Below are 21,151 nucleotides of genomic sequence, written 5' to 3' on the forward strand. Positions count from 1 at the left end.
GGTATTACAACCAACGGGAGCCTGGATTATGTCTAGCAGCAACGCCCAAAAGGCTACGCATTCAGGCAAGGACGCTTCGCACCTTCTGAGCATTCCTCATGAGGCGCGCCAGCCTGATCGGGAACCTCACAGCTACGAGCGCTGGTTGCTCGAAAAATTCATCCGCTTCGCGGGCTCTCCCCCCATTCGCTTCCAATTGTGGAATGGCGACTGCATTGAACCCGAGCACCAAGCCACCCGTTTCACCCTAACCCTTAACGACTCCAAAGCGCTTTATGCCTTGGTAACCGACCCGAACCTCGCTATGGGCGATCTTTACAGCGCCGGGCGACTCGACATCGACGGTGACCTGACCGACTTTCTGGAAACCGTGTACCGCTCGGTTCACGCTGCCCGAAAACAGTGGCCGAAGTGGTTAGATAACCTTTGGAAGAACCCGAATCCACGCTCTTCCGATCTGTCGCAAGCCAAAGAAAACATCCACCACCATTACGACCTTGGCAACGACTTCTACAAACTGTGGCTGGATCAGGCTGAAATGCAGTACACCTGCGCCTACTATGAACACCCGGACAATACGCTGGAGCAAGCTCAGCTGGCCAAGCTTGAGCACGTCTGCCGAAAACTGCGGCTAAAGCCCGGCATGACGGTCGTGGAAGCGGGCTGTGGCTGGGGTGGTTTGGCCCGCTATATGGCTCGTCATTATGGCGTTACGGTTCGTTCCTACAACATCTCCCGGGAACAACTCGACTACGCCAAAGCCGAGGCCGAACGGCAGGGCCTAACCCGGCAAATCACCTATGTAGAAGACGACTACCGCAACATTGAAGGCCAGTACGATGCGTTTGTGTCCATAGGCATGCTCGAACACGTGGGCAAGGAGAACTACCCGGCCCTATCAAACCTGATCAAGCGCAGCTTGAAACCCGACGGTATGGCCTTGCTCCACAGTATTGGACGCAACCGCCCCATGCTCATGAACGCCTGGATCGAAAAGCGCATTTTCCCCGGTGCTTACCCACCCAGCATTGCCGAGTTCATGCAGATATGCGAACTCAATGACTTTTCAGTGCTGGATGTGGAAAACCTGCGTTTACATTACGCCCAGACCCTGAGCCACTGGCTGGAGAACTTTACCCGGCACGAGGACACCGTGACCGCGATGTACGATGAAAGCTTCACCCGTGCCTGGCGATTCTATTTAGCAGGTTCAATCGCCGCGTTTCGGGCGGGCTCGCTGCAACTGTTCCAGGTTGTTTTCAGCCATGGCGATAACAATCGGGTGCCGCGAACCCGTCAGGATTTGTACGCTACCCCGACCACACCGGAGCACTCATAATGGAAACCTTCGATGCCATCGTCGTGGGTGCCGGCCCGGCCGGCTCCACCCTCACCCATGCTCTGGAGAATGCCGGCAAGAACGTTTTGATCATTGATAAAACGTCGTTTCCCAGAGACAAAACCTGTGCCGGCTGGGTAACGCCGGCGGTGCTTGAAAGCCTTCATGTTGATATTAACGATTACCGCCAACATCGAACGCTGCAGTCCATCAGCCGATTCCGGATCGGCATGATGGGCCAAAGCCCGGTGGAGAATTGTCATGGCAGCGTGGTCAGTTACGGCATTAGACGCTGCGAGTTCGATGCCTACCTGCTGGACCGGGTCCAATCCCGCAAACAACTGAACACCCCGGTAAAGTCCATCACCCGGGATAACGGCCTCTGGCAGATAAACGGACAGTGGCAAGCCCCGCTCTTGGTCGGAGCGGGCGGGCATTTTTGCCCTGTTGCGAAGCAGATCGGCGCTGGCCCGGGGAAACATGAAACCGTTGTAGCCGCCAAAGAAGTGGAATTCGAAATGACGCCAGCTCAGGCCAAAGCCTGCGAGGCTCGGGGTGACACGCCGGAGCTGTGGTTTTGCCGCGATCTCAAAGGCTACGCTTGGGTCTTCCGAAAGGGCAACTTCCTGAATATCGGCCTCGGGCGGGAAGACAACCATCAGCTGACAGAGCACCTGGAAGCCTTTGTGCAAGACATGAAACAGTCCGGGCGAATTCCCAGCGATCTGCCCGGCCGTTTCAAGGGGCACGCATACTTACTGTATGGCCATGCCCAACGTCCCCTGCTGGATGATGGGGTTCTATTAATTGGTGATGCCGCCGGACTGGCCTATACCCAAAGCGGTGAAGGCATCCGGCCCGCTATTGAGTCCGCGTTAATTGCCGCCAAAGTCATTCTGAACGCGCCGGATTATTCCGCTTCGTCACTGCAACGCTATAGTGAGCAAATTTCTGAGCGGTTTGGCCACCGTGCCGCGGAACAGGAGCGCGGATTTGAAGTGCCCGATTGGCTCAAGCAACCTATCGCCAGTTCCTTGATGCGGTCACATTGGTTCACCCAGAAAGTCGTCACAGAAAAATGGTTCCTGCATCAAGAAATTCCGCCCCTGGACCTTGCTGTCTAGAACGCACAAAGGCCGGGCAATGTTGCCCGGCCTTTGGTTTTCCTCGCGCCAACCATTGGCGTGACCATGGTTGCGGTTTGGAGATACGGCTTAGAACTTCACACGCATACCGGCGAGGAAGCCCATGTCAGTGTCGTCTTCATCGGTGTCAGCGATTTCAGCAAACACGCTGACGTTCTTGGCAGCCGGGAACTTGTAGGTCACGTTCGCGTACCAAGCCGTCACGTCGTCACTGTTGTCTTCTTCCTGGTTCTGCATGCCAAGCGCAACCGCAGTGGTGCTAGTCACGTCGATGGTGGCCGCAATGTTGTACAACGTCGTCTCAAGATCCGTCTCGCTGTCATCAGTGACGCTGTAGTCAGCGGCCAGACCAAACAGACCGAAGTCGTAACCGGCACTCAGGCCCCAAGTGTCTTTATCATCCATGCCAATGGGAGTGTTACGCTGGTAGGCAGCAGCTAATTCCAAGCCAGCAATTTCGGTAGAGGCAAACAAATCGAAGAACTCACCGGTAATACCGCCTTTGTCCTCAGCCTCCAGTTCGTAGGAAGCAACCAGGTAAACATTGTCCAGCTCTACATCAACGCGGAACGTATCGTCACCATCCGTTATAACTGCGTCAAACTGATCTTCGTCCAGTGGTGATTCATAAGCTTCTTCGATGCCGAACTCGTCAGAGGCAAAGTTTTGCTTACCCATGGAGAACGAAGTTACGCCATACTGAATACCAACGTAAGCTTCTTCAATTGGCTCATCGACGTCTTTGCCGTTGGCATGGTCTTTAAAGTCAAAATCCAGACGACCAAAGGCTTTCATATCGTTACCCAGGTCATAGCTAACGTAGTTTTTTAGCTCCAGGTCATCGAAATCTACATATTCATTGGTGTCATCACCGATCTTCTTGCGCAACTGAACCTGGAAATCACCGTTCAGCTTGTAAGTAAAACCATCTTTCTCATAAACAGTCGCCGCATTAACAGAACCTGCAGCAACAGTAGACACAGCAACAGCCAGAAGAAGCTTCTTCATTTTTTATAACTCCATTTTCATTTTTGGTTTGGTGTTTATCGGTTGCCGGATTCGACCCAGCTATCCCACTCTTTTCGAGTCTGTTCGTCGGCTTTCAGATACCAGTAGCGCAGCATCCTGCTGACCATTTCCTGATCCGCATCGGCGTGCGGATCCCGCAACAATCCTTCCTGGCTTATTTGCAGTTCCGCACCGGCGGTTCGTGCTCCCACAGCTACTGCCGCAACAGCGCCCGACCGGTTGTACGCGGCCAGCTCTCGTGGATAGTCCCGCACCAGCTGAAAGCCCTCTTTCTCGAGCACATCGGTCGTGAACGCTACCGCTCGGCCCTGATCATCCGTCAGCTGCCAATTGCCCTGCAGATTGAAACTCTCCATGCCATTGCGGGTATCGATTTCCGGAGCACTCAGCCTCAGTCCGGCATCCTCAGCGCGGAAGCGGATAACAAAGGCATCACTGGTTTCCAGAATTTCCTCCCGGCCGACTTCGGTGGCGCACTCCACCACCAACTGTTGAGTGCCGTCAGCCAACGTGAGGGTCTGGCCGGAGGACGCGGTCTGTTCACTGCTCTGCACTGCCTGCACGTTTACACAAGGCCCAAGCGTCAGCTGTACCTCAGCCAGAGCTGGCAATGGCAGCAGAGCAATCATCAAATGGGTAATACGGGTATATCTCGTCACGCTCTGAATCCAATGAGTGGTCACCGGTAACGGTGTTGAATCAACTGGAATGACACTATGGAGGGGGGGTATGACAGCGCTATTACAACGCGTTATGGACAGGCCGTTTTTATTACCCGGTACCTAGAAAGAATAAAACCGCACTCTAAGGCGCGGTTTATTGGACGTTAAAATGATAAGTGCTCAGATAAAAAAATGGCGGCTCCAAGAGCCGCCATTTGAGATGCCGTTGCCTATACGGGTTTAGTGACCCAGGTAGCTCCGGTACATCCAGACTGTTTTTTCCTGCTCTGAGATGTAATCGCTCATCAGTGCAGATGTACCTTCGTCGTCAGATTCACCGGCAAGGCTGAGGATTTCACGCTGCTTTGAAATCAGCTTGCTGAAGCTATCCACGATGTTCGTAGCGGCTTCTTTGCCATCCGAAACGTTCTTACGTTCAACCACTTCTGATTGCTCAATGTATGTGCTGTAAGCGTGAGCCGGAACGTGCCCCAGAGTCAGAACGCGTTCAGCAATCTCGTCAATTTTGAGCAGCAGGTCGTCGTACAGTTCTTCGAACTTCGCGTGCAATTCGAAGAAGTTCTCGCCCTTGATGTTCCAGTGGTAACCGCGAACGTTCATGTAAAAAATCTGGTAGTTCGCGAGAAGCCCGTTCAGAGAATCCGCCAGCTTCTGAGTTTGTGCAGTATCAAGACCGATAAAATTCTTACCCATGATGAACCTCCTGGTTTTATTTTGGGCTTGGGATAGTTAAGACAATAAGCCCATCCGTTTACGCATTGAAGTTTAGTTCTCTAATCGCATCGATAGCATTTAATTATGCCCTCTACAGGCTAGCTATAGAGCAACGCTATCAGCTTCGCCAACACATTCTATTTGCGATAAATTCTCATTTACTCTGTAATGGCTTTATCAATTTCATCCTCGCGGAGAATGTCATGAGCGCTTTAAAGCACTATGTTCACAATCACGGCCAAAGTGTCGATCCATCGCTGCTGAAAACCATCACCTTTGCGATCACTCACTTTACCGTCGCCTTCTCCGTCGCTTACCTGTTAACCGGCGACCTGTTGATCGGCGGATTGATTGCCATGGTGGAGCCAGCCATCAACACGGTTGCTTACTTCTTCCATGAAAAGATGTGGGCACGCCACACCGGGAATTCAACCACGTCATCTAAAAGTCGCTTTCAGCCCACCCCACAACACGGTTGACCCCGCCGCCAACCCCGGGCTAACTGCCCGGGCCACAGTCCATGCACTCATCCACCGCTTGCGGACCTTCCTCGAGGCTGTAATGAAGATCTTTCAACGCTGTTCTCAAGCCTTCTTCAATCACCGGGTGGTAGAAAGGCATGGCCAGCATCTCGCTAACCGTCATGCGTTTTTGCACACACCACGCCAGTAAGTGCGCAATGTGCTCTGCTGCCGGGCCGAACATCTCGGCACCGAGAAACAAGCCGCTGCCGTGTTCGCCATACAGCCGCAACAAACCGCGATTTTTACCGATCACCTTGCTGCGGCCCTGGTTCTCGAAACTGACTTCACCAACCGCAAATCCGCCCGGGCACTTTTTGTCTGCATCCTGGTAGCTCAAGCCAACGGAGGCAATCTGAGGATCCGTAAACACCACCCCCATCGAGGCTTTTCGCGTTACTGCTCGAACGTCTGGCCAGCCGCCTGCGTTATCGCCCGCAATGCGGCCTTCATCAGCCGCCTCGTGCAAAAGAGGTCGTTCGTTGTTGACGTCTCCAACCAAAAAGATATGGCTATCACCGCAACGTAAGGTGTTGGGGTCAACGTCTGGCATACCGCGGTCATCCAGGTCGATACCCGCATTCTGAATATCGAGGTTATCGATATTCGGCCGTCGCCCAGTCGCAGCCAGCAGATACTCAAACGACTCCTTATGCTCTTTACCGCCCTCTACCCATGTAATCTTCACGCCCTCTTCTGTGCGCTCGATTCGCTTGGTATCAGCTTTCGCGCTCACAGGGAACTCGTCACCGAAGGTTTTCAGAGCGTAGTCTCGGATTTTTTCATCGCGGATGCCGCCAATGCCGCCTCGCACGCCAAACAAACGAACGCGAACGCCTAGCCGGCTTAACGCCTGCCCCAACTCCAGTCCGATAATACCGGGGCCAAACACTGCAACCGATTCCGGCAAATCGTCCCAGCTGAAAATGTCGTCGTTCACCACCAAGCGATCTTTCGCATCGGTAAACATGCCGGGGACATTCGGCCGTGACCCCGTGGCAATTACAATTCGATCAGCGACCACCTCGGTGTGTTCACCCACAATCAAACGGTGCGGGCCCGCAAAACGCGCGTGCCCCATCAGCCGCTGTTCCTCCGGTTGGTTCTCCATGGACCGGACCACCGATTGCACAAACCGGTCACGCTCGTTGCGCACTCGCGCCATCACTTGCCGGCCATCAATTTTGATATCACCAACCTGCACACCAAACAAACCAGCCTGGCTGGCGTTATGCGCACTCTCGGCAGCAGCAATCAGCAACTTGCTGGGCATGCAGCCCACACGAGCACAGGTGGTGCCGTATTGCTTGCCTTCGATCAACAACACCTTGTCGGTTTTCTTACGTGCCCGCTGGTAAGCCACCATGCCCGCGGTGCCGGCACCAATTATGGCGACATCTACTTGACGCTTTTCCATCAGGCCTCCTCATACAACATTTCGCTGACTTTTCTATAACTTACGCTTCGAGTATAGAAGCATATTGACTCATGACAGGTGAAAACGATAAAAAATCCGCCTATGCTTTCGGCTTTCACTAAGATGGGGACAACAGGTGCAGAACTACTGGCTGGAATTTCTTACCGTGGCGTTGATTCACCTGTTGGCCGTGGCCAGCCCCGGGCCAGACTTCGCGGTGATGCTGCGCCAGGCCATCACCCAATCACGCCGGAATGCGCTGCTCAGTGCCGTCGGGATCGGGCTAGGCATTTTGCTGCACGTTGGCTATTCGTTGCTGGGCATCGGGCTGATCATTCAGCAATCGGTGATGCTGTTTACCGTGCTGAAGATTGTGGGTGCGCTGTATTTGTTGTGGATCGCCTGGCATTGCCTGCGCGCCAAGCCCGGCGGTGTTCATGTGGAAACGAAAAATGGCAAGGTTCAAACCGGCTGGGCTGCGTTCCGTCTCGGCTTTCTAACCAATGTGCTTAACCCGAAAGCGACTCTGTTTTTCGTGTCCTTGTTTTCCGTGGTCATCAACCCGGACACACCCGTGTTGCTTCAGGCCGGCTATGGCCTCTATATGGCGGTGGCCACCGGCTTGTGGTTTACCTTGGTGGCGCTGTTCTTTACCCACCCCCGTGTCCGCCGGGGTTTCAACCGGTTCGGACACTGGCTGGACAGGGTCATGGGCGGCATTCTGGTGCTGCTGGCCGGGCAGCTCCTGTTCTCTACAGTGAGCGGATCAGAGCCTCTGTCTGCTCCCAGCCCAGGCACGGGTCAGTAATCGAGCACCCGTAAATCAGGTCTTCGCCGTCATCCTGGCGGCCGAAGGCCAGGAAGCTTTCCAGCATCAACCCTTTGATGTGGGCGTTGCCGTTGCGCTTCTGAGCCATCACCTCATGGGCAATCTCTACTTGCCGTTCCGCCTGTTTGCAGGCGTTATCGTGGCTGCAATCCACCATCACGGACGCTGACACACCGGCGCTTTGCAATTCCTTCACCGCCCGGGCAATGCTTGTCTCATCGTAATTGGTCACGCCTCGGCCGCCGCGCAGAACCAGATGGGTATCCGGGTTTCCAGCGGTGGTAATCATCGCCGGTGCTCCCGAGTGGGAAATACCCATATGATGATGGCTGTGCGCCGCAGATTTCATGGCATTGATCGCCACGGCCACGCCACCGTCGGTACCGTTCTTGAAGCCGGTCGGCATTGGCAAGCCGCTGACCAGTTCACGGTGAATCTGGGATTCTGTGGTGCGAGCACCGATGGCCGTCCAGCTCACCAAGTCACCCAGATAATCCATCATGAACGGGCTCAACGCCTCGGTCGCCAGCGGCAAACCCAACTCAGACAGAGCCAACAGCAATTTACGGGAACGAACCAACCCCTGATTCAGATCACCCGCACCGGTGCGAGCCGGGTCGTACAACAGCCCTTTCCAACCCACCGTGGTGCGAGGTTTTTCGAGGTACGCGCGCATCACAATCAGGAACCGGTCACTGACCTCATCCGCGAGCGCTTTCAGCTTGGTGCCGTAATCCAACGCCGCCTGTTCATCGTGAATCGAGCAAGGCCCGATAACGATCAGCGTGCGCGGGTCTTCACCCTTCAGCACATTGCGAATCTGCTCTCGGTAGCCGGCAATGGCCCGGGTCAGCGGCTCACCGGCAGGAAACTGTTGGCGCAGCTCATTGGCGGTCGGCAGCTTCGCTTCCTGGCGAGGCTGGCAAGTGGTCGACGATACTGTGTCCAACGTTTCAGTTTTCAGAGGCATGTTCATATCCGTGTTCCCGTTTTCCCTAAGTCAGAATCAAAAAAGCCCCGGCTGGGCTACCAGTCGGGGCTTTTTGAGTCCGGTGGCAGCCTGGGTTGTTTGCCGGGCTGCCTTCCTCGCTAAATTCGGTCGATGAAGATCTTATGGGCGGCCCGAGCTCTGGCTAAAATAAAAGCCATAACCACACCACCAAAAATACACAGCAGAACCTGCGGCCTTCAGGTTTTCACCGAAAGCTTTCAGAACATTCAATTGACAGGCTGCGTGTAGAGTCTTCATGCTTTTTACTATATACCCACGGTTTTAGGGTTGGCAACCGGCAATTCTGATTAATTTTTCGCCTACTGCCGGCTGAACGGATACTGGAGGCCTGAATGAATATCGTAAAACTGCGCCGGTTCGCCCGTTTTCCAGCACTCGGGATAGCCTGCCTGATGGTGCTGTCCGTATTTGCTGCCACGGTTCAGGCTGAACCCGAGGCCCGCATTTATCAGCTGAAGAACCGGACCGCTGACGATGTTTCCCAACAGATCCGCGCACTTTACCAACAGGCACCCGTTACCGTAACAGCCAGAGGCCTGCAATTGGTGGTACGGGGAGAACCGGCCCTGCTGGATGAAATCGGTACGCTGGTGAACACCATGGACGTACCACCGGTTCAAATGCGCATCAGCGTTCGCTACCGGCAGGACATCGGCGGCAAGCGATCAGGAGCAGGCGTCAGCATTTCCAACAACAAAGCAAACGCCAGTGTGCAAAGCCGCACCTACAGCACAAACACCAACACGACACGCCAGCTGATTGTTCAGGACGGCCAGTCGGCGCACATCACCTCGGGTAATGTACGCAGCTTGCCATTCGCCGTTCAAGGTGGCCGTAACCCTGCGGTGATTCTGGAAAAGGTCGAAACCCGAAGTGGCTTCGTGGTGTGCCCACAAGCCATATCGGATCAAGCCATAGAATTGAACATTGTTTCCTTCGAGGAAGATCCGGCCGCGCTAGAGGGCTATGAAACCGAAGCGCTGGTAACCATACGCCGGGTTCAACCCGGGCAGTGGGTTGAACTTGGCGGCACCCGCACTGAGGCAACACACCAGCGAGAAGGCATTCTCTATCGCGCCAACGGCAAGCAAGCCGACAACCAATCCGTGGAAGTCAAAGTGGACGTTCTCCCCTGATTCAGGCGCTGCGCTTGCCTAATAGCAGATCACGAGCCTCATTCAGCTTGGCCGCCAGATAATCATTGCCGCCGCGATCCGGATGCAGTTTCTGCATGAGTTTCCGATGAGCTGTAACTATGTCATCCCGTGAACACCCCGGTTGCACACCCAGAATGTCGCAGGCCTCTTGTTCTGACATCGTTCCGGGGGCTGAAGCATTGTGGCCGGCCGACGCGCCATTCGGGCCATAGGCCCCATCGTTTTGGGCCCCCGACGAATCACCCATCATTTTTCGAAACAAGGGCGCATAACGGAGCAGTACAGGCAGCTTACGTAATAAAGGAATGAGCGCAGCCACCGCCGCGGTCAAAACATGCACTCGCCCGGTCAGCACCATAAACAGCAGCATCGCGCCGCCCGCCACCAGCACAATTTTCCAAATGGCGGCTTTCTGCCCTTGCGGAGACAAAGCACCCCACTTTTTCAGCACCACAAAGACCGCAGCGGCCAGGGCCAGGCCCAATATCAGCTGCATGGTTTCATCCTCTCCTGTCCCGGCTCACGGATCATCGCATCACGGTTTGAGGGCCAATGTACTGCGTTCAGCCCCCTCACGCACGAATCAATTTTGTGCATCTGACACCAAAATAATCAAATAGGCCTAATATTATTGAATACGACCGTAATTACCCTTAAAAAAGGTCTTTTAATGCAACCAAGTTAATGACAAAACACTGTAGCTTTTGTAGCATGCTACCCGCTACGTTTGCTGGCCATTTGTGTCTATCTATAAGCAATCGTCATCAGTTCTTAACTCGCCATAACAAGCTTTCGCTTTTCTTAGTATTGGCGACGGAATACGCATCAGGAAACCAGCCCCAGGAACTCATCTATGCGCACCGCATCCCGTTTTGTCATCGCCATCGTTTTTCTAGGTCTCGTCCTCGGCGGTATCTTCGGCTACAAATTTATGCAATTTGGCCAACTGAAAGAGATGCTGTCACAGCCACAACCACCGGCAATCATCTCCGTAACCCAATCGACCACCGAGAACTGGCAGCCCTCTATCAAGGCCGTCGGCAGCATTGAAGCTGTAAACGGCATTGCTGTTTCCAACGAAGTGCCCGGCGTCATCAAAACCATCAACTTCGAATCCGGCGACAACGTCAAGAAAGGCGACATTCTAATCGAACTGGATGCCGCCATTGATGAAGCGGCCTTGCGCACCCGACGGGCCGAAGCGCAGTTGGCAGACCAGGATTTCAAACGTATCTCCGACCTGCTGCCCAAGCGCGCAGTGTCCCAGTCTCAATACGATACGGCAAAAGCGAATTACGACGCCGCTCGTGCTCGCGTCAACGAAGCGCAAGCGCAGCGCGACAAGAAAATTATTCGGGCGCCTTTTGATGGCAGGCTCGGCATTCGTATGGTCAATCAAGGCGAATACCTGCCCACCGGCAGCCCGATTGTCGAAGTGAATATGCTCGACCCCATCTACGTGGACTACACCCTGTCCGAGAAGCATCTGGCCAACGTGGAAAGCGGCTTCCCTGTATCGGTGACAGTTGCCGCCGTGCCGGAGCACAAGTTTGAAGGGAAAGTCAGCGCCATCAACACCTCGGTTAGCCCGGAAACCCGCACCGTGCGGATTCGGGCCACGCTGAACAACGAAGATCACCTGCTGCGCCCCGGTATGTTCGCAACCATTCAGACGGGCCAGCCCAGAGACAACAAGGTCGTCACGCTTCCGCGTACCGCCATTTCCTACAACACCTACGGTAACTTTGTGTTTGTTGTAACCGAAAACGACAACGGCGATCAGATCGTCGAGCGCCGCACGGTAACAACGGGTGAAGTTCGAAACGGTCGCACCGCCATCACATCGGGCCTGGAAGCGGGTGAAACCGTGGTTTCCAAGGGCTTGCTGAGACTGCGTGCCGGCCAGCGCGTGAAGATTCAGGACGAATCCGGCAAGGAGGCGTCTGAATAATGCGTTTCACCGACATTTTCGTCCATCGGCCGGTTCTGGCCACAGTGGTCAGCTTGCTGATCCTGTTGGTGGGTGCCCGGGCCGCCATGGAAATGGAAATCCGCCAGTATCCGAAACTGGAAAGCACCACGGTAACCGTCACTACGGCCTACCCCGGTGCCAGCTCGGACCTGATCAAAGGTTTCATTACCACACCACTGCAGCAGGCCATTGCCGAAGCCAGTGGTATCGACTACCTGACTTCCACCAGTTCGCAAAGCGTATCGACCATTCAGGCCAAGATGGAACTGAACTACGATGCCAACGACGCTCTGGCGGAAATCCAAGCCAAGGTGGCCAGTCAGCGTAACGTGCTGCCGGCAGAAGCCGAGGACCCGGTCATTACCTCCACCACCGGCGACAGCACCGCGCTGATGTACATCGCGTTTTACAGTACCGAGCTGGATGTCCCGCAAATTACCGATTACCTGACCCGTGTTGTGCAGCCGAAACTGCAGGCGCTGCCCGGCGTCGGTAAAGCCCAGCTGCTGGGCCGAACCTTTGCCTTGCGGGTATGGCTGGACCCCGAGCGTCTGGCCGCAGTAGACATGACGCCCACCGAAGTTGCTGCCAAGCTCAGAGCCAACAACTATCAGGCCGCTGTGGGTAAAACCCGGGGCAAATACACCGAAGTCAGCCTGACCAGTGACACCGACATTGCCGACCCGGATGCGTTCCGCAATCTGGTGGTCAAGCAGTCCAATGGCTCTCTGATTCGCCTGCAGGACATCGCCCGTGTTGAGCTCGGCTCACAGACCTACGACCAGATTGCGCTGTATAAAGGCCAGCCCGCCACTTACGTCGCTATCGAAATCGCTCCGGGTGCCAACCCGCTGACCGTGGCAGATCTGGTAAAAACCGAACTGCCCGACATTGAAAGCCAGCTGCCCAGTGGCATGGGTGTGCGCCTTGCCTATGACGCCTCGGACTTCATCGAAGACTCCATCAACGAGGTAGTACGCACCCTGATCGAAGCCATGATCATCGTACTGGTGGTGGTGTTCCTGTGTCTGGGGTCCATCCGCGCTTCCGTTGTGCCGTCCGTTGCCGTGCCGCTCTCACTGATCGGCGGCGCGTTCATCATGCTGATATTCGGTTTTTCTCTGAACCTGCTCACTCTGCTGTCGATGGTTCTGGCGATCGGTCTGGTGGTGGATGACGCCATTATCATGGTGGAGAACGTTCACCGGCACATCGAACAAGGTGAGTCCCGCTTCGAGGCCGCCATTAACGGCGCTCGTGAAATGGCCACCCCCATTATCGCCATGACCACCACACTGGTGGCGGTGTACGTGCCTATCGGTTTCATGGGCGGGCTGGTTGGCTCGCTGTTCACCGAATTCGCGTTCACGCTGGCCGGCACCGTGGTGATTTCCGGCATCGTCGCCCTGACACTCTCACCGATGCTGTCCGCCAAGGTGTTGAAGCCTCACGGCGAACCCGGAAAGTTTGAACAGTTCGTCGAGAAATTCTTCAACGGCATAGCCAATGGCTACAAAGCGGCACTGTCGTCGTTGATGGAAACCAAATCTGTGGTCGTCTTCTTCGCTTTGGTGGTGCTGGGTTCCATCTACTTCATGCAGATGATGAGTCAAAACGAACTGGCTCCAACCGAAGATCAGGGCATCCTGTTCCACCAGGGCCTTGGTCCCGAAACCTCTACCCTGGACTATCTGCTTGAGCACGGTCAGGAAGTACAAAACCGCATGTCGGAGCTGCCCGGGTACAAAGAGGACTTCATGATCATAGGCATTACCAGCCCGAACGCCGTCTTTGGCGGCTTCAAAATGGCGCCTTGGAGTGAACGTGAAGTCAGCCAATTCGAGGTTCAGCCAAAGCTCGATGCCGAACTGAAGAAAGTCACCGGCCTGCAGACCGCGGTATTCCCGCTGCCTTCGTTGCCGGGTTCCGGTGGCGGTTTGCCGTTCCAGTTCGTGATCAGTACCGGTGGCTCCTACGAGCAACTGGACCAGGTGGCCGATGAAATCCTGGGCAAAGCCATGCAGAGCGGCAACTTCATGTTCCTGAAGAAGTCCATTAACTTCGACAAGCCGGTCACCAAAATTCACATCGACCGTGACCGCGTTGCCGATCTGGGCCTGTCAATGCAGGAAGTCGGGCAATCGCTGTCCAGCATGCTCAGTGGCGGTTACATCAACCGCTTCAACATGGAAGGCCGTTCGTATCAGGTGATCCCGCAGGTGGATGACCAGTTCCGCCCGAGCAAGGAATCGCTGGACGATTACTACATTCGCACCGGCAGCGGCGAACTGGTCCCGCTATCCAGCGTAGCCAGCTTCACCGAAGAAGTAGAGCCGTCGAACCGCACCCAGTTCAACCAGCAAAACTCGCTGACGCTGGAAGGCGTGGTGATGCCGGGCGTTGCTGCAGGCACCGCCATGGAGTTCATTGAGCAAACAGCCGATGAAGTGTTCCCGCAAGGCTTCAGCTTTGACTACACCGGTGCCTCACGGCAGCTGGCAAATCAAGGCAGTGCGCTGGTAGTGACGTTCTTCCTGTCGCTGCTGGTGATCTATCTGGTGCTGGCGGCTCAGTTCGAAAGCTGGCGCGATCCGATCATCATTCTGGTGTCTGTGCCCATGTCGGTGGCCGGTGCCATGGTGTTTATCGTGCTTGGCTTTGCCACCATGAACATCTACACCCAGGTGGGGCTGATCACGCTGATCGGGGTGGTGTCTAAAAATGGCATCTTGATCGTGGAATTTGCCAACCAGCTGCAAAAAGAGCGAGGCCTGAACAAGGTCGAGGCCGTGGTCGAAGCGGCAGCCATTCGCTTGCGCCCGATCATCATGACCTCACTGGCTCTGATCTTTGCGATGGTGCCGCTGCTGATCGCAGTAGGCCCCGGCGCAGAAAGCCGATTCGCCATTGGCCTGACCATCAGCGCCGGCCTGGGCATTGGCACCCTGTTCACCGTGTTCGTGCTGCCAGCGTTCTACATCCTGCTGGCTCGTGATCATCACAGCGAAGCCGGTGACGAATACAACGATGAAAAAGAGGTCGCTAAAAGCAGTAGCTGACCGAATGTTTAGCCACCACCTAAGCTGATTGCTTTGGGTGGTGGCTAAACGCTTTACCCCGCAACAATTCCCCGAACAGACGCAATAAGGTAGTCTGGCGCTTTAGCGGTCCAATTGACCGTTCATCCCAAATCACCAACAGGGCCGCCAGCACTTTGACTCTCGGAACTCTCTTCTGGCTTTTCACTGCAGGCTTTGCCGCATGGTATTGGTGGCAAGCCAAAGCCATCAAAGACTTCGTCCTCGATGCCGCTCGCCGTTACTGCAAAACCATGGACGTAATGCTGCTGGATGACGCTGTGTTTCTCAGAGGCCTTTGGTTCAAACGAGACGACACCGGCAGCGTTCGGGTCTGGCGCCGGTTTCTGTTTGACTTCACCACTACCGGCGAAGAGCGCTATACCGGCCGCATAATCATGCTCGGGCGCAAAATCATTCAGATGGAACTGGAACCCCATAAATTCTGACACTTGAAACACAAATGTCACATTTCTGTAGCATCCTACCGCTATCGCAATTTCCAGCATGGGTGCTTTTAAATGGCTGTTCCTTATCGATTTTCTTTATTTCGCTTTCTCCTCTGCTCGGTACTGACGTTACCTTCACTGGCGTCGGCCCATGACCTGGAGATTCATGGCTCCAATACCGTCGGTGCCACTTTGGCGCCATCATTGGTACAAGGTTATCTGGAGCAATTGACCAACGGAAAGGTTGCCCGCCAGTCCACATCCCGCGAAAACGAACAAATCCTGGTCGCCCGCCAACAAGGCAAAAAACTGTCCGTACGGGTCGCCGCCCATGGCTCCAGCACGGGTTTTCGCACCCTGGCCGTCGACCAGGCCGATATCTGGGCATCTTCCCGTCCGGCACGAGCAAGCGAAGTTCAGCAAGTCAGCCATATTGCAGACCTGACCGGACTTTCCAGCGAGCACGTTATTGCCATCGACGGCCTCGCCATTCTGGTCCATCAATCTAATCCGATCAGTCAGATGAGCATTGAAACGCTGCGCAAAGTGTTTAGCGGCCAGATCCGAAACTGGTCAGAGATCGGTGGTAGCAACAACCCGATTCGCCTGTATGCGCGAGACGACCGCTCTGGCACCTGGGATACCTTCAAGACGTTGGTGCTCGATAAAACTGCCCCCCTGCATGATTCAGCACTTCGATACGAATCCAACGATCAGCTATCCGATGACGTATCCCGGGACCCTTACAGCATTGGTTTTGCCGGATTAGCCTCTGTTCGTAACAGCAAGCTGCTCGCGATTTCTGACGGTGATGCCCCGGCTCTTAAACCTAACCAGCTCACGGTCGCCAGCGAGGATTACCCGCTGTCCCGCCGGTTGTTCATGTACACCTTGGGCGAACAAGCCCCCGACTTGGCCAAAGGATTGATTGAATATGCACTCAGCGCCGAGGGCCAAGGTCGGGTGGCGGCCTCCGGCTTTATTTCCCAAAACCCGATCGCCGTAAAACCCGAGCTTGACGACTCCGTGCCGGAGACCTTCAAACGCCTGACCCAAAGCTACCAGCGCCTGACGGTCAACTTCCGATTCTCGGAAGGCCGCACCAAACTCGATAACAAAGCACACCGGGACTTGCTGCGCGTGAAACACTATTTGCAGCAGCACAAACGCTCTGCTGACGACCTGCTACTCATCGGTTTTGCCGATGCCCAAAGCGACGAGCTACGTGCCCAAATGATCTCCGAACTGAGAGCCCTGTCGGTACGGCGAGCACTGAATCATGCAGGCGTTCCCTATGTGTCCTACACCGGTTACGGCCACTACATGCCCGTTGGCGGCTCAGGCAATCAGCGCAACGGCCGGGTGGAAGTGTGGATAAAATCCCGGTGATGAAAGTCCGCTGTTTGGCGTAGCGGCAAATGCCTACGCTAATAGCAAACACAGGCCCGTTACGCGGGCCTATACTGCCATTGTCACCTCCCAACAGCAGACAGGAACAATGGACATCAAAAAAGACCATCTCTTTGCGATCAACCTGAACGTCCGGGGCATTCAGCCCTCGGCTACGCTTCGCATCAACGAGCAGAGCAACCAACTGCGCGCTGAAGGCAAAGACATCATCAAGCTGGGCTTGGGACAATCGCCGTTCCCGGTTCCGGAGCGGGTGGTAGAGGCGCTCAAAGAGCATGCACACGAGAAGGACTACCTTCCCGTAAAAGGGCTCAAAGGCCTGCGTGAAGCCATCTCCGGCTACATCAACCGCAATGAGCGCATGCGTTCCACCTGGGAAGACGTACTGATCGGCCCGGGCTCCAAAGAACTGCTGTTCATCCTGCAGCTGGCCTACTACGGTGACCTGCTGATTCCTCGCCCGAGTTGGGTTTCCTATGCGCCGCAGGCCCGCATCATCGGCCGCTCGGTGCACTGGCTGCCTACCCACGCCGAGAACAACTGGCAGCTGACCGCCGAAGAACTGGACATCATCTGCCGGGACGACCCGTCGCGCCCGCGCATCCTGATTTTGAACTACCCGTCCAACCCGACCGGTTGCACCTACACCGATGACCAGCTGCTGGCGATCGCCAACGTGGCCCGCAAGTACAACCTGATCTTGCTGTCGGATGAAATTTACGGCGAAGTACACTTCGAAGGCCGGCACAAATCCATTGCCCGCTACTACCCGGAAGGCACCATCATCAGCACCGGCATGAGTAAGTGGCTGGGTGCCGGCGGCTGGCGTTTGGGCACCTTCATCTTCCCGCCCGAATTGCGCCCGCTGCAAGAGGCCATGGCAATCATTGCCAGCGAGACCTTCACTTCAACGGCGGCCCCCATCCAGTACGCGGCGATCACGGCCTTTAATGGCGGCGAAGACATCAACGAATACCTGAACCAGTCTCGCCGGGTGCTCAAAGTGGTGGGCGAATACGTTCATTCCCGCCTGAGCGGCATGGGTGCCATCGTGCAAAAGCCCGAAGGTGCGTTTTACGTGTTCCCGGATTTTTCCGGCTTCAGCGAACGATTGGCTAATCGAGACATCAAAACCTCGCAGGCATTCTGTTCAGCGTTGCTGGAAGATACCGGCGTGGCCATCCTCCCCTCCAGTGATTTCGGTTTTGTGCCGGACCACATGGGTGCGCGTTTGGCGTTTGTCGATTTTGACGGCGCACAGTCGCTGGCTCTGGCGGGCGGCGATTACGCCGATCAGGAACTGGGTGATGAATTCGTCCAAAAAGCCTGCCCTCGCATCGTGCTCGCCATGGACAAAATGGAGAAGTGGCTGAACAGCCTGTAACGCTCGAGCATGCTAGACTGGCACCCTCACGCTTAATTTCTCTGGGGGTGCCATGTCTGATTCTCTCTCTCTTCGCGACATTACCGACTTCGCCGAAGCTCTGGCCAAAGAGGCCGGCGAGCTGATCCGCCGCGAACGGGAAGAAAGTACCCTCCGCACCGATTACAAAGACCAGACCGAACTGGTGACTCACGCCGACGTACTGGCCGACGAGTTCATCACCAACGCCATTCGGGAACGCTTCCCCAACCACCGCATTCTGTCGGAAGAAACCATGCCGGACCTGACGCAGGCCGAGCATTTGGACACCCCGCTGTGGATCATCGACCCCATCGACGGCACCGTGAACTATGCTTACGGGCACCCGCAGGTGGCAGTCTCCATTGCCTATGCCGAACGCGGACAGGTTCAGGTGGGCGTGGTGCATGCCCCCTTCCCCGGTGAAACCTTCCGGGCCACCAAGGGCGAAGGGGCAACCCTGAACGGCCAGCCCATCGAACACAGCGGTGCTACCTCGCCAAGGCAGTCGCTGTTCGCCACCGGTTTTCCGTATACCAAAGACAACCTGGAACCTTTGATCAAGCGGCTGGACGCCATGATTCACCAGTGCCGCGACTTACGCCGGATCGGCTCTGCCGCGCTGGATATTTGCTGGGTGGCCTGTGGCCGGTTGGATATTTACTACGAAAACGTCAGCCCGTGGGATTTCGCAGCGGCGCGCCTGATCGCTTGGGAAGCGGGCGCAACGGTAGGCCATTTCGGTGACGTGCCCGCCGGCTACCCGGCGGACCTATGGGGCCGCGACATTCTGATCTCGGCACCCGAGGTGTGGGAGCCGGTGCGTTCTATTCTTCGAACCGCATCCGGCTACGAGTAATCCGGGGCGCTTTAGCCCCAGACCGACTCCGCAACCAAGGCCCAGGCCTCGTCAAAATCCGTGCTCGGCAACCGGGAGAATGACGAGCGAACAAAGCGCTGAATGCGGCCTTCTAGAAACACCATCACAAAGTCGGCCCCACGGGCCGCACTGGTGCGAGGGCGCAATCCCTGCCGGATTTCGCCTTCCTTCAACGACTGGCGCAGCTGGGTTTCCAGGCGCTCATAAAACTGGGATGCCCGCTTGCGAAGGGATTCGTCTTCGCCCATCAAAGCATCGCCTGTTAATACACAGCACAAGCCCGGGTTACGCTCGGAAAACACCAGCACCAGGTGCACAATCTGCTGCAGGCGCACACACACATCCTCCTGCTCCTGCAGGACCACCTGACAGCGGGAAAACACCGCGTCTTCCGCGAATTCGATCAAGGCCTCGAACATCTTCCGCTTGCTGGGAAAATGCCGATACAAAGCGGCTTCGGTCACACCCACAGATTTGGCGAGGCCTGCCGTGGTAATACGGGCACCCGGATCTTTCTGCAGCAATTCAACAAGAGCCTGCAGGATGGTCTCCCGCCGGCTGGGTTTTGGTTTGGTCATATAAGGGTAACAGCGCTCTGGAATTCTGTTTTTAATTTTATACGCCCTCTCCTCGAACGGGAGAGGGTCGTTAAAGACATCGCTTAAAAGAAAGTGCCGTCAATCGGTGACGACGCACTGGCGTATAGCTTCTTCGGCATACGGCCTGCCAGATAAGCCTCACGGCCGGATTCGATGGCCAATCGCATGGCGTTGGCCATTCTGATCGGATCTTTCGCCTGAGCAATGGCCGTGTTCATCAACACGCCGTCACAACCCAATTCCATCGCGATGGTGGCATCTGAAGCCGTGCCGACACCGGCATCAACCAATACCGGTACTTTGGCGTTTTCGACAATCAAGCGAATGTTGTAGCGGTTCTGGATACCCAGCCCTGAACCAATCGGCGCGCCCAGCGGCATGATGGCAATACAGCCCATCTCTTCCAGACGCATCGCCAGCAACGGGTCATCCGAGCAGTACACCATCACTTTGAAGCCGTCTTTGATCAGCTCTTCAGCGGCGGCTAGGGTTTCCGGCATATTGGGATACAGGGTTTTATGTTCACCCAGCACTTCCAGTTTCACCAGATCACGGCCGTCGAGCAGTTCCCGGGCCAGCTTGCAGGTACGCACCGCGTCTTTCGCGGTGTAGCAGCCGGCAGTGTTCGGCAGAATGGTGTAGCTGTCTGGTGAAATCACATCCAGCAGATTCGGCTCATCCGGGTTTTGCCCGAGATTGGTACGACGCACGGCCACTGTCACAATCTCTGCCCCACTGGCTTCAATGGCGTGCCCAGTTTCCATCAGATCGTTGTATTTTCCGGTTCCCACCAACAGACGGGACTGGTATACCTTGCCTGCAAGTTCCAGAGGCTTATCTTCGGGGAGCTGGATTTCCGGTGTATCTGTCATAACCTACCTGAGTTGTATGAAAAAAGAGGGGGCGTTCACGGTTTGTGAACCAAGCGGGGGCTGACCACAATGGTGGTGGTATCAACCACCACCAATGGCATGCACAAGCTCTACCCGGTCGTTTTCATTAAGGGCAAATTCCGCATGCTTGCTACGAGGTACGATGTCCTCGTTCACCTCAACCGCGACCCGCTTGCCGGTCAACGCAAGGTGCTCAATCAAAGCCGAAATGGTCACTCCTTTGGGGAGTTCCATCACTTCTCCATTAACCTGAACCTGCATAGCTCTGCTATTCTCCATCATCGTTTCAATGCTGCTGCAGCCAGCAGCGCCCAACCAATCATCAGGCACACCCCACCCATCGGCGTTACCGGCCCAAGCCAGTGGGCACCGGTCAGCACCAACAGATACAGGCTGCCGCTAAACAGAAAAATGCCCGCCAACCAGAAGCCACAGGCCATGGTCAGCAAGCGATGATTCAGGCGTAGTGCGGGCATCATACTCGCCACCACCAACGCCAAGGCGTGGTACATCTGATAACTGACGGCGGTCTGGAATACCTCCAAACCACGTTCGCTGACAATATGGCGCAGGCCATGAGCACCAAACGCACCGGCCATTACCGCCAACAAGCCGGCAAAGGC

General features: G+C 55.7%; 21 protein-coding genes. 11 read left to right on the forward strand and 10 right to left on the reverse strand.

Annotation, left to right across the window (positions count from 1 at the left end):
• The first annotated feature begins 28 nt into the window (after positions 1–28).
• On the forward strand, positions 29–1,339 hold the full coding sequence (locus DOQ08_RS09560) for an SAM-dependent methyltransferase (RefSeq protein ID WP_114334658.1): 1,311 nt from the start codon (positions 29–31) through the stop codon (positions 1,337–1,339).
• Positions 1,339–2,463 (forward strand): NAD(P)/FAD-dependent oxidoreductase, encoded by a 1,125-nt coding sequence (locus tag DOQ08_RS09565; RefSeq protein ID WP_114334659.1) that lies wholly within the window; start codon positions 1,339–1,341, stop codon positions 2,461–2,463. The genes DOQ08_RS09560 and DOQ08_RS09565 overlap by 1 nt, the downstream gene beginning before the upstream one ends.
• 90 nt (positions 2,464–2,553) lie before the next feature.
• Here the strand turns inward: DOQ08_RS09565 and DOQ08_RS09570 are convergent, their stop codons facing one another.
• The 3 genes from DOQ08_RS09570 to DOQ08_RS09580 form a co-directional block, all read right to left on the reverse strand.
• On the reverse strand, positions 2,554–3,492 hold the full coding sequence (locus DOQ08_RS09570) for a porin (protein ID WP_114334660.1): 939 nt from the start codon (positions 3,490–3,492) through the stop codon (positions 2,554–2,556).
• A 35-nt stretch (positions 3,493–3,527) separates the two neighbouring features.
• Positions 3,528–4,172: a DUF2057 domain-containing protein gene (locus DOQ08_RS09575; RefSeq protein WP_227537566.1), complete on the reverse strand. Its 645-nt coding sequence runs from the start codon at positions 4,170–4,172 to the stop codon at positions 3,528–3,530.
• Positions 4,173–4,415: 243 nt separating this feature from the next.
• Entirely contained in the window at positions 4,416–4,889 is a 474-nt protein-coding gene (locus tag DOQ08_RS09580; RefSeq protein WP_114334661.1) for a Dps family protein, read from the reverse strand.
• 224 nt (positions 4,890–5,113) lie between these two features.
• Here DOQ08_RS09580 and DOQ08_RS09585 point away from each other — a divergent pair, with 224 nt between their 5' ends.
• Positions 5,114–5,389, forward strand: a complete 276-nt coding sequence (locus DOQ08_RS09585) for a DUF2061 domain-containing protein (RefSeq protein WP_114334662.1) — start codon at positions 5,114–5,116, stop codon at positions 5,387–5,389.
• 19 nt (positions 5,390–5,408) lie between these two features.
• On the opposite strand, the gene DOQ08_RS09590 is transcribed toward DOQ08_RS09585, so the two are convergent.
• A complete protein-coding gene (locus DOQ08_RS09590; protein ID WP_114334663.1) occupies positions 5,409–6,848 on the reverse strand; it encodes a dihydrolipoyl dehydrogenase in 1,440 nt (479 codons plus the stop codon).
• Positions 6,849–6,984: 136 nt separating this feature from the next.
• On the opposite strand from DOQ08_RS09590, the gene DOQ08_RS09595 reads away from it, so the two are divergent.
• On the forward strand, positions 6,985–7,656 hold the full coding sequence (locus DOQ08_RS09595; RefSeq protein WP_114334664.1) for a LysE family translocator: 672 nt from the start codon (positions 6,985–6,987) through the stop codon (positions 7,654–7,656).
• Here DOQ08_RS09595 and DOQ08_RS09600 read toward each other — a convergent pair.
• The gene (locus tag DOQ08_RS09600) at positions 7,601–8,653 is read right to left on the reverse strand and encodes a 3-deoxy-7-phosphoheptulonate synthase (RefSeq protein WP_114334665.1); all 1,053 of its coding nucleotides are present in this window, start codon (positions 8,651–8,653) and stop codon (positions 7,601–7,603) included. The two genes, DOQ08_RS09595 and DOQ08_RS09600, sit on opposite strands and share 56 nt — an antisense overlap.
• Positions 8,654–9,021: 368 nt before the next feature.
• On the opposite strand from DOQ08_RS09600, the gene DOQ08_RS09605 reads away from it, so the two are divergent.
• Complete coding sequence (locus tag DOQ08_RS09605; RefSeq protein WP_227537568.1) at positions 9,022–9,825, forward strand: secretin N-terminal domain-containing protein; 804 nt, start codon at positions 9,022–9,024, stop codon at positions 9,823–9,825.
• A gap of 1 nt (position 9,826) precedes the next feature.
• Here the strand turns inward: DOQ08_RS09605 and DOQ08_RS09610 are convergent, their stop codons facing one another.
• A complete protein-coding gene (locus tag DOQ08_RS09610; RefSeq protein ID WP_114334666.1) occupies positions 9,827–10,342 on the reverse strand; it encodes a DnaJ domain-containing protein in 516 nt (171 codons plus the stop codon).
• 357 nt (positions 10,343–10,699) lie between these two features.
• On the opposite strand from DOQ08_RS09610, the gene DOQ08_RS09615 reads away from it, so the two are divergent.
• The 6 genes from DOQ08_RS09615 to DOQ08_RS09640 all read left to right on the forward strand — a co-directional run bounded on the left by DOQ08_RS09615 (position 10,700) and on the right by DOQ08_RS09640 (position 19,015).
• Positions 10,700–11,797, forward strand: a complete 1,098-nt coding sequence (locus DOQ08_RS09615) for an efflux RND transporter periplasmic adaptor subunit (RefSeq protein ID WP_114334667.1) — start codon at positions 10,700–10,702, stop codon at positions 11,795–11,797.
• Entirely contained in the window at positions 11,797–14,877 is a 3,081-nt protein-coding gene (locus DOQ08_RS09620) for an efflux RND transporter permease subunit (RefSeq protein ID WP_114334668.1), read from the forward strand. The genes DOQ08_RS09615 and DOQ08_RS09620 overlap by 1 nt, the downstream gene beginning before the upstream one ends.
• A 155-nt stretch (positions 14,878–15,032) precedes the next feature.
• Positions 15,033–15,344, forward strand: coding sequence for a DUF3301 domain-containing protein (locus DOQ08_RS09625; protein ID WP_114334669.1), 312 nt, complete (start codon positions 15,033–15,035; stop codon positions 15,342–15,344).
• Between the two features lie 72 nt (positions 15,345–15,416).
• The gene (locus DOQ08_RS09630) at positions 15,417–16,733 is read left to right on the forward strand and encodes a substrate-binding domain-containing protein (protein ID WP_114334670.1); all 1,317 of its coding nucleotides are present in this window, start codon (positions 15,417–15,419) and stop codon (positions 16,731–16,733) included.
• Positions 16,734–16,842: 109 nt separating this feature from the next.
• Positions 16,843–18,138 (forward strand): pyridoxal phosphate-dependent aminotransferase, encoded by a 1,296-nt coding sequence (locus tag DOQ08_RS09635; protein ID WP_114334671.1) that lies wholly within the window; start codon positions 16,843–16,845, stop codon positions 18,136–18,138.
• Positions 18,139–18,190: 52 nt separating this feature from the next.
• A complete protein-coding gene (locus tag DOQ08_RS09640; RefSeq protein WP_114334672.1) occupies positions 18,191–19,015 on the forward strand; it encodes an inositol monophosphatase family protein in 825 nt (274 codons plus the stop codon).
• A gap of 11 nt (positions 19,016–19,026) precedes the next feature.
• Here DOQ08_RS09640 and slmA read toward each other — a convergent pair whose 3' ends face one another.
• The 4 genes from slmA to DOQ08_RS09660 form a co-directional block, all read right to left on the reverse strand.
• Positions 19,027–19,614 (reverse strand): nucleoid occlusion factor SlmA, encoded by a 588-nt coding sequence (slmA, locus tag DOQ08_RS09645; RefSeq protein WP_114334673.1) that lies wholly within the window; start codon positions 19,612–19,614, stop codon positions 19,027–19,029.
• Positions 19,615–19,697: 83 nt separating this feature from the next.
• The gene (locus DOQ08_RS09650) at positions 19,698–20,507 is read right to left on the reverse strand and encodes a thiazole synthase (protein WP_114334674.1); all 810 of its coding nucleotides are present in this window, start codon (positions 20,505–20,507) and stop codon (positions 19,698–19,700) included.
• Positions 20,508–20,588: 81 nt separating this feature from the next.
• Positions 20,589–20,789 (reverse strand): sulfur carrier protein ThiS, encoded by a 201-nt coding sequence (gene thiS / locus DOQ08_RS09655; protein WP_114334675.1) that lies wholly within the window; start codon positions 20,787–20,789, stop codon positions 20,589–20,591.
• Positions 20,790–20,806: 17 nt separating this feature from the next.
• Positions 20,807–21,127, reverse strand: coding sequence for a DUF423 domain-containing protein (locus tag DOQ08_RS09660; protein WP_114334753.1), 321 nt, complete (start codon positions 21,125–21,127; stop codon positions 20,807–20,809).
• Between the last annotated feature and the right edge of the window lie 24 nt (positions 21,128–21,151).

The organism is Marinobacter litoralis, assembly GCF_003336705.1.
Lineage (GTDB): Bacteria > Pseudomonadota > Gammaproteobacteria > Pseudomonadales > Oleiphilaceae > Marinobacter > Marinobacter litoralis.